At 56.9% G+C, this 7817-nt stretch carries 6 protein-coding genes and 3 pseudogenes; 4 read left to right on the top strand and 5 right to left on the bottom strand.

Translation table 11 applies throughout. The annotated features are described in order from the left end of the window. Positions 1–310: pseudogene (locus TY51_RS23755) on the bottom strand (hypothetical protein); the annotation flags it as partial. A 225-nt stretch (positions 311–535) separates the two neighbouring features. On the opposite strand from TY51_RS23755, the gene TY51_RS18455 reads away from it, so the two are divergent. Continuing rightward, positions 536–1444, top strand: coding sequence for a recombinase family protein (locus tag TY51_RS18455; protein WP_042252500.1), 909 nt, complete (start codon positions 536–538; stop codon positions 1442–1444). Here TY51_RS18455 and TY51_RS18450 read toward each other — a convergent pair. Next, a pseudogene (locus TY51_RS18450) lies at positions 1428–1730 on the bottom strand (PIN domain-containing protein); the annotation flags it as partial. The gene TY51_RS18455 and the pseudogene TY51_RS18450 overlap by 17 nt on opposite strands. A gap of 163 nt (positions 1731–1893) precedes the next feature. Then, positions 1894–2892, bottom strand: a complete 999-nt coding sequence (locus TY51_RS18445; protein ID WP_042252498.1) for a replication initiation protein — start codon at positions 2890–2892, stop codon at positions 1894–1896. 578 nt (positions 2893–3470) lie between these two features. Here TY51_RS18445 and TY51_RS18440 point away from each other — a divergent pair. The 3 genes and pseudogenes from TY51_RS18440 to TY51_RS24660 form a co-directional block, all read left to right on the top strand. Next, on the top strand, positions 3471–4670 hold the full coding sequence (locus TY51_RS18440) for an AAA family ATPase (protein ID WP_042252496.1): 1200 nt from the start codon (positions 3471–3473) through the stop codon (positions 4668–4670). Continuing rightward, positions 4667–5629: a ParB/RepB/Spo0J family partition protein gene (locus TY51_RS18435; RefSeq protein ID WP_042252494.1), complete on the top strand. Its 963-nt coding sequence runs from the start codon at positions 4667–4669 to the stop codon at positions 5627–5629. Before TY51_RS18440 ends, TY51_RS18435 begins: the two co-directional genes overlap by 4 nt. 65 nt (positions 5630–5694) lie before the next feature. Further along, positions 5695–5778, top strand: a pseudogene (locus TY51_RS24660) (ATP-binding protein); the annotation flags it as partial. Between the two features lie 94 nt (positions 5779–5872). Here TY51_RS24660 and TY51_RS18430 read toward each other — a convergent pair. Next, positions 5873–6910 carry a nucleotidyl transferase AbiEii/AbiGii toxin family protein gene (locus tag TY51_RS18430; RefSeq protein ID WP_042252490.1) on the bottom strand — a complete coding sequence of 346 codons (1038 nt, stop codon included), beginning with the start codon at positions 6908–6910 and terminating at the stop codon, positions 5873–5875. Continuing rightward, complete coding sequence (locus TY51_RS18425) at positions 6903–7496, bottom strand: DUF6088 family protein (protein ID WP_042252487.1); 594 nt, start codon at positions 7494–7496, stop codon at positions 6903–6905. The genes TY51_RS18430 and TY51_RS18425 overlap by 8 nt, the downstream gene beginning before the upstream one ends. Between the last annotated feature and the right edge of the window lie 321 nt (positions 7497–7817).

Below are 7817 nucleotides of genomic sequence, written 5' to 3'. Positions count from 1 at the left end.
TCGGCTGCCTCAAGCAGCGCCAACCTGTGCCGCCAGCCTTCGGGCCACGCCGCAGCCGATCGTCCAGTGCCCCGAGCCTGCTCGCGACGCGGGCGAGACGGGCTGCACTGCCCGCCTCTGCCGTCCGCCAGTCATCGATGACCTTGATCTCACGGGGTTCAGCCCGTGGCCCGGGCGGCAGGTCGTTGGGCTCGTCGTCAGTCGCACCAGGCAGAAACCACAGGTCGTCTTCGGATGTCTCATCTACCTCTCCGGCATCCGGAAGAGCGTCGCCAAAATAACCAGGTGGAGTAGGTCCTTGGGTCTTCATAAATGCAGAATACACATCTTTTGCATCTTACCTAAGGGTTTATTTTTGAGGTGTCAGCCGCCCCTGTGGAGCCTGTCTGCGCAATGATCCTCGGTTAGCTCTCTGGATGTGCTCGCAGGGCGAAAACCCCGGGCTTTTTGCGGAGCAGCGTCACAGAATGAGGCATTGCATCTGTTTACAAACGGTCGTTTACTGACCACTAATTATTTTGAAAGATGGCCCTATATGCCGCTGATTGGCTATGCCCGCGTCTCTACGGATGATCAGACACTGCTGCCGCAGGCCCAGGCTTTGAAAGCCGCAGGCTGCACAGTCATTCGCGAGGAGCACGGCTCCGGAGGCAATCGCGTCCGCCTCGTCCTGACGAGCGTCCTGGACGGTATCCGCAAGGGAGACACGCTGGTCGTCGTTCGGATCGACCGACTGGCCCGGTCCCTTTCGCATCTGCTGGAGATCATCGAGCAACTCGAAGCAAAGGGTGCGTTCTTTCGGTCCATCGAGGATCCGATTGATACGGCATCGCCCCAGGGCAAGTTCACGCTTCAGGTGCTTGGGGCGGCGGCAGAGTTCGAGCGGGCACTGATCCGCGAGCGCACCAAGGCGGGACTGGCCAGCGCACGTCTCGAAGGCCGCATTGGCGGAAATCCCGGGCTGCGTGCCCGAAATCCGGAAGCGCTTCGCAAGGTTCGCCTGGCGCGGCATGACGGCTACATGGAGCGCGTTGCCCAGACTGCAGCGGACTGGGTTCCCCATGTCCGCAGGCTGCGCCCACACATGGCCTGGGAGGATATCCTGCGGATCATCAATGCATCCCTGCCCCAGAACCGACAATGGACACAACCGCGGCTCCTGAGGGCTGTGCGGGCCTATGTTCGTGACGGCTTCCTGTCCGAAGAGGTCCTCGGACGTGCTGCCCGACGCGTTGGCGATGACCGTCTGCCGGCAATCGTGGCTGCGATAAAGGGGGCTGATCCCCAAATCACCCTCCAGGCCATCTGCGATCGTCTGGAGGCGATGCGTGAACGGACCCCGCGCGGTCGGACAACGTGGCAACCCTCGTCCGTCAAGATGCTGCTGGCACAGGCTGAGAAGCTAGGGATGCTGGCCGAGAGAGCGATCAAGCGAACGGATTAACCAGTCGCAGCTGCCCTTCGACCAGCAGCCCCGCATGCATGTCTTCAGTCCAAAGGGTCGTGCAGCCGGCGATCAAGGCCGCGGCGACGATCATCGCGTCATACACCGAAAACCCGTAACGCTCAGCCAAAGCACGACCGACCTCGTGTTTGCGCAAGGTCACATCCTCAACCGAGCAAAGCTCCCGGACTCCGGCTAGGAAACTGGCCGTCTCATCCCAGTCAAGTCCAGCCTTGCGACGGCAATTTACCATTGCCTCGTTCAACACCTGCACGCTGATGCAAGGGCCCACGAGGTGTGCTGGCACGTGATTAGTTGCGCGAGAACGCGCGTTATACCCGAGTCACCTGTCTACTGCGCAGCAGGCTCGCTGAAGATCAGCAATAACGCTCATCTTACAAGTAGGTAGCTGTAAATAATACCTATTTCCGATAATTGCCAATTGGCAATTACAATGGATTGGCCTCGGCATACTTGCGAAAAAAGGCGAGGAAGGCGCGATCGGGATTGGCGGCTTCAGGTTTGCCCTTTGCCCATGTACGCCATTCGCCTTCGATGAAATAGATGTCGTAACCTGGGTGGCGCATTCGTGCTGTCTCATAGGTGTCAGTACGAAGGGCCTGCCCGCGTGTGTCGAGCCAAGCTGGTCGCGCCCGACCCTCACGCTCCTCGGCACGCACTTTGCGACCAACTTTGGAGTACTGCAGCGCAAGGTCAGCAGCCCCTGCTGCGTCATCATCCTTGCGCCACCAGCGAAGTTCGACATGTGTTACGCTGCGCCCTGTCTTAATAGGTTCGATCGCAACCATGAAATCGGACAGCGCGTTGACCTCAGCGACCGCCGGATCGATTGCACGCAGCTTCAGGTTCGACCATGAAGTCAGTTTGCCTTTTGGCACGCCAAGTACGCCACGCAACGCTTCAAGAGCAAATTTTTCGGAACTGCGCCAGCGAAGGTTCCCGCGCTTCTGAACCATCTCATAAAGGGTAAGCGCGTACTTGGAGGATAGTGCGAACATCACCTCACGCTGAAGACGAGCAAAGACGGTGGAATTGGAGATGATACGTCGCAGACGCGAGGGGATCTCGTACTCAAGCAGCCCGTCGGCGCGGTTTGCCTCAACATTGCCACCCAAGAGTTGCACGCGTTCGATAGCGGATTCACCATCCCAGGTGACGGCGACTTTGACGATTGCAGACATAAGCCGCTCGATGCTCTCGCCGATACGGTCGTTGGAGTTATGAGAACCGCGCAAGGTGGACTTGGCGATGACGTGGCTGACTGGTTTATCGATAGCGTCCCATGCGTTCTCCAGGAGTTGGTTGTAGATACGGCGGTCATTTAGGGTAAGTGGCGTGACCTCGACTAGATCGACTAGTTCGCCCGGTTTGATAATGCTTTCGGCATTTGGGCGGACTTCGACGGTGCGATAAGATTTCTCGGCCATTTTCTTACTCCCCAACTCTTACTTTTGTATCGTCAGAGACGTAAGATTTCAACCGTTTCTCGCTTAGCCGGAGGGATTGCACCCGAAATGTAAGGGTTAAGTTGGAGGGCAGCGTAGCACAGCACTGCAACACATTGATAATAAAACTCTTTTTTATGGACAGGAGACTAAACTGGCGGCTGCCCAAAAGGTAAGGATACGAATCATCCCGATGCGTATGACATACCGCCCCAATATGTAAGAACATCCATCCCGATTCGTAGGAATTGGCACCCAAACTGTAAGGATGGCCACATAAAAGTCATTGTTTTACAAACATATAGCCGTGCATGAACAATATGAATCTATGAATCTGAACTTAAGACGTTTTACTTTCATGCTTATGAGGTTGGAAGACTCCCAAGACCCATATGCAAATCTTACAGATTGGTTGCCCCGCTCCCCTAAATGGCTCCTTAAATCCGAACTAAGCCATCAATGACCACAACTATCGGCTTTTTGGCTGCAAACTCGGAATATCCGAACTTTACGGTGCCGTCCTAATAGCTCATGATCTGCGTAAAGTAGCGTGAGGCGCCATGACATCCGTTCTTCCATCCGTAAGTTTGACAGAGTTGACACAGCTCACCAGCCGCGCAAGCACTGTTATCCAACGCCTGCGGGAACGTGTTTTCTCGCCAGGTCATGAGAAACAGCTCAATCTTCGCTTTAACGTCCGAACGGCTGCGGAGATGGTAGGGCGCACCGAGAAGGCAATCCGTGACGCTGAGGGTGACGGTCGTTTGCAGGAACCAGACAAAGATCCCGAAACGAAACGCCGAACAGGATACACATTGGGGCAGGTCAACCAGATGCGGGACGTATTCGGCACGCTACCGCATCGCGCATCCGATGATCCGGCGTTGGTCCTTGCGGTTCAGAACTTCAAAGGCGGTGTCGGAAAGTCTACTATCGTCAGTCACTTGTCACAGTTCTTTGCGCTAAAAGGCTATCGTGTATGCGTGATAGATTGCGACAGCCAAGCGTCCACCACTGCGATGTTCGGGATGAATCCAGACATCGATGTCGATGAAGAAGAAGATACGCTGTATCCATTTCTGCGCCATGGTGGGCCAAAGTCGCTTCACTACGCCCTGCGGGCGACTTATTGGCCGGGGATTGCGCTCATTCCCGCAAACCTTGGGCTTTACGACGCGGAGTATGAGTTTGCAGCCCGAATGGCGCGGGAGCCGACTTTCATTCTCGACCGCTTGAGGGATGGGGTCGAAAGCATTGCTGACCAGTTCGACATCATCCTGCTTGACCCGCCACCAGCGCTTGGCATGTTGTCGCTTTCGGTTCTGCGGGCGGCGAACGCACTGCTGATACCGGCACCGCCAAACAATATTGATTTCGCGTCGACAGCACACTTCCTGAAGATGATGGAGTCGACCTTATCGGAGCTGGCCGAACATGGCGGCGCGCGCGAGTATAGTTTCGTTAAAATTATTGCCTCGAAGATGAACGATCAAAAATCTGCGCATCTTGCGATTAAAAGGATGATGGATGCGGTGTTCCCGCAGGATATGCTGCAAGCGACGCTGAAGGACAGCGCCGAGATAGACAACGCAACTGCGAACCTGTCCACGGTTTACGAATTGACTGGACCGGCAACTAGAACCGAAACGCACAAGCGCTGTCGCGCCTACTTGGATGCAGTCGGGCGCGAGGTGGAACTTCTCACTCGCAAGACTTGGCCCAGCCATCACAAGGCGCTTCGCAAGGAAGGACTACTATGAGCAAACGTCACAACGCCATAGACGATATCCTGAACAGCTTCGAGGCTACTGCCGTGCCCGAGGAAAAAGCAGGGGCGCGATTTTTGAAACGTTCAAATGCGCTATCCGAAAGCGGAGAACGGGAGGAAAAGGTGCTGCGTTGGGTAGATCCTGCGCAATGCGTCATGTGGGAACGGCACAACCGCGAATATTCGCTGTTAAACGACCAAAATTGCGCCGACCTTATCAACTCGATCAAGGCGCAGGGGCGGCAAGAATTTCCTGCTATCGTCCGCCGGACAGGCGAGGGGTATGAGGTCATCTGTGGCGCACGTCGGCACTTCGCTATCAGTTGGCTGCGTGCAAACAACTACCCACAATTCCGGTATCTGGTAGATGTACGCGACCTGACGGACGAGGAAGCCTTCCGCCTCTCCGACATAGAGAACCGCGACCGCGAAGATATTTCTGATTATGAACGCGCTCGCGACTACGCGAGAGCGTTGGATGCATATTATGGCGGTCGGCAAAAAGCTATGGCGGAACGGCTGGAGGTCTCCGAGGGCTGGCTCTCACGCTACCTTCAACTGGTGAAGCTCCCGGACGTGATCATCGCCTCGTATGCATCTTTGCGTGACGTGAAAGAGCTTCACGCGCGGATATTGAAGCCGTTGCTGACTAACCCGAAAACCCGCGAGGCGGTGATGAATGTCGCGGGTGAGCTAGCCATGACTCAGGAAGTTGCACGGGCAGGGAAGGGCGATCCAGTTCCCGCCGCGCAGGTCCTGGCCCGCCTAAAGGCCGCGGTCGCCACTCCAAAACGCAAGCGTCCGTCCGCCTCCGTTTCTCGGCACATAATCCATGAAAGCGGCGTCGCGATGCAGCGCAAGAACGGGAAGGTGACATTGGAGTTCGATGAATTCCTATCTGACGAATCATTGCGCGCCGCGATCGATCTGTTCCTGAAGTCTCGTGAATAATTGACAGGTGGCAATTGTGTTATTTTATCGTTTTCTATCAGTCATTAAGCTGGGTTTAATCTTCGATCCTGGATGAGCTGGAATCTTTGCCTTTCAGTGCATCAGGCGGCGCTTTGCTCTTCCATCTGCTAAGCCCAGCACGAAGCCGGTGCCTCGGACGAAGTCAACGAGGTCATCAATGGGGCGTAGGTCTATGGATCGAATCGAACTGATATTCTCCCCCACCACACGGGTAGCCTTGAGTTAGCTGTTGATCGTTTCTTGAAGCTCGGCAATTTTCTTAAGTATGTCGTCGAATGACGGCGGTGTCTGGTCAAACATCATCGGCGCCATCGCCCGATAATCGGCTCGCAAGTCTTTGACCCGCTCTTCGTCAGGCATCAGCCGAAGTGTGCCTGGCCGAGCCGTTTCGTAGCTGGCCCAGCCCGAACGGAAGAAGATCGTTTTGTGCTGTGCCACTTGCGCCAGCAGATCAAGATCGGCGACGGCGGCTTTTCCCTCGTCGGTGTCGAAGAGCATGGCGAGGTCGTAGTAATGCCGCGAGAAATATTGTGCTGTCGGAGATTCTGCAGGGCGATGTGCCTCTGCATGGAGCGCAGTCGCCTTTTCCCAGAATGTGCGCCGCGCTGACAGTACGGTCACGCTGGTGTCGGGTTCTGCGAAGAACTCGGGATAGTCATCGGCCGCGTATGGGCGGATGACCTTCTCTTCGGTCGGCCAGGGATCGCCGCGCGCGCCAAGTTCGAGTTTTACGCGCGGGGTGATGTAGGCCATGCCCTTATATTCAGAAGCGGGAAGCGCCGTCAGGTAATGGAAGTTGACGGTCTGGGCGTCGCCGGGGTCGATCTCCAGCGACCACTCGCCGTTGGCTGGCTCGCCCAGCTGTTCGACGATCGCGGCGCGAAGCGCCGGGAGAAGTTTCTCGGCAATGTGCCGCTCAACGTCGCTGACCAGGTCGTTAATAAGCCGGGCTGCCTGCTTCTTGCTGATCCCCTCCTTCTCGGGATCGCGATCGCCCTTGTAACCTAGTTCCGCACGATCGAACGACAAATCGATATCCTCGGAGAAACGGCGTATCGCGCCGAATGCCTTGGAGAGCGATGTACCACCCTTAAAGACGAGAGACGCCGTCGTTCCTTTGGGCAGGCCGAACAAGCGCCTGAGACTCCAGCAGACCCAGAAGTCCTTTTCGATGATTGTGTCGGCGACGCCTCGGGCGGCGCTGGTCTCCCCGAAAAGAGCAGCGCGGTCTTCCGCGGGAAGCAGCGCGACCTTATCCACCGATATCGGCCGTCGCTGCGTTGGCGATCGTGACAAGCGTCGGCCGCATCCAGGCGGGTGCTTGAACGGCACTCGAAGCCAGCGTCTTTTTGTCGTTGGCCGACAGCTGCCGCGCAGCGACGCGCGCGACGTCGGCCGCGCGCACGGGGCCGACATGGCGAAGGGCCTGAACGACAGTGCCGGCTGCGCTTCCTGGCGCAACGAGATGCTTGGGCGAGGCGTGGCGAAGATCGACGACACGCTTGCCCAGCACAACGCGCCGCGACGGACCATTGGTCAGGTAAGTGCTTTGGGCCGGAACCTGAGTGGATAGACCAAGCGCATTCGCTGCCCGTGCACCAGCAATTTGAACCTGAGAGCCAGTCTCCCGGGCAAGCGCATGGGCGACGTCATCGGGAGCTGGCGAGAGTGCTCCAAGCTTCGGATGCATCTTGGGGAAGTCGTATAGCCCGCGCGCGAGACGACGAAGCTGGCCTCCCTTTACCAGCCGGGAGAGAGCCTGGTCGATGGATGAGCGGGCGGCGACGGCTAGGAAATCACTGGGTGTGAAGACGCTGCCGCGTCCGCTTGCGCGAACACGCCTCATCACTCGATCACGAACAGATACAGCCGGGGCTTTCATATGTCAGAAAATATACTATCTTTTTCTGACATTCAAGTAGTGTCTCTAAGGAACTCTAGGATGCAGTTTGGGTGGGCGGCAGGTAAGTGCGATCGTTGCGGGGCGCACGATTAGTCGCTTCCAAGGCGAGCTGCGGATGCTCTGCCGCGCTGCCATCGGGCAGCTTCCTGCGCCTAAATGCCTTAACCTGTAGGCTTCAATGGTCCGCTATGCGGGACGGAGCCGTCGGTCATGGCAAGCGCGCCCTAATCATAGTTGGCTCAATACTGAGGTGCCCCCCGAAAT

This window comes from Paracoccus sp. PAMC 22219 (assembly GCF_000787695.1).
Taxonomy (GTDB): Bacteria; Pseudomonadota; Alphaproteobacteria; order Rhodobacterales; family Rhodobacteraceae; genus Paracoccus.
The sequence above is the reverse complement of the archived record's forward strand: the minus strand, read 5'-3'. Positions and strand labels throughout refer to the sequence as shown.

What these genes read in the sequence shown, in the direction of transcription:
- TY51_RS18455 (WP_042252500.1), top strand. Translation starts at nt 536, where the DNA reads ATGCCGCTGATTGGCTATGCCCGCGTCTCTACGGATGATCAGACACTG.
- TY51_RS18445 (WP_042252498.1), bottom strand. Translation starts at nt 2,892, where the DNA reads ATGGCCGAGAAATCTTATCGCACCGTCGAAGTCCGCCCAAATGCCGAA.
- TY51_RS18440 (WP_042252496.1), top strand. Translation starts at nt 3,471, where the DNA reads ATGACATCCGTTCTTCCATCCGTAAGTTTGACAGAGTTGACACAGCTC.
- TY51_RS18435 (WP_042252494.1), top strand. Translation starts at nt 4,667, where the DNA reads ATGAGCAAACGTCACAACGCCATAGACGATATCCTGAACAGCTTCGAG.
- TY51_RS18425 (WP_042252487.1), bottom strand. Translation starts at nt 7,496, where the DNA reads ATGAGGCGTGTTCGCGCAAGCGGACGCGGCAGCGTCTTCACACCCAGT.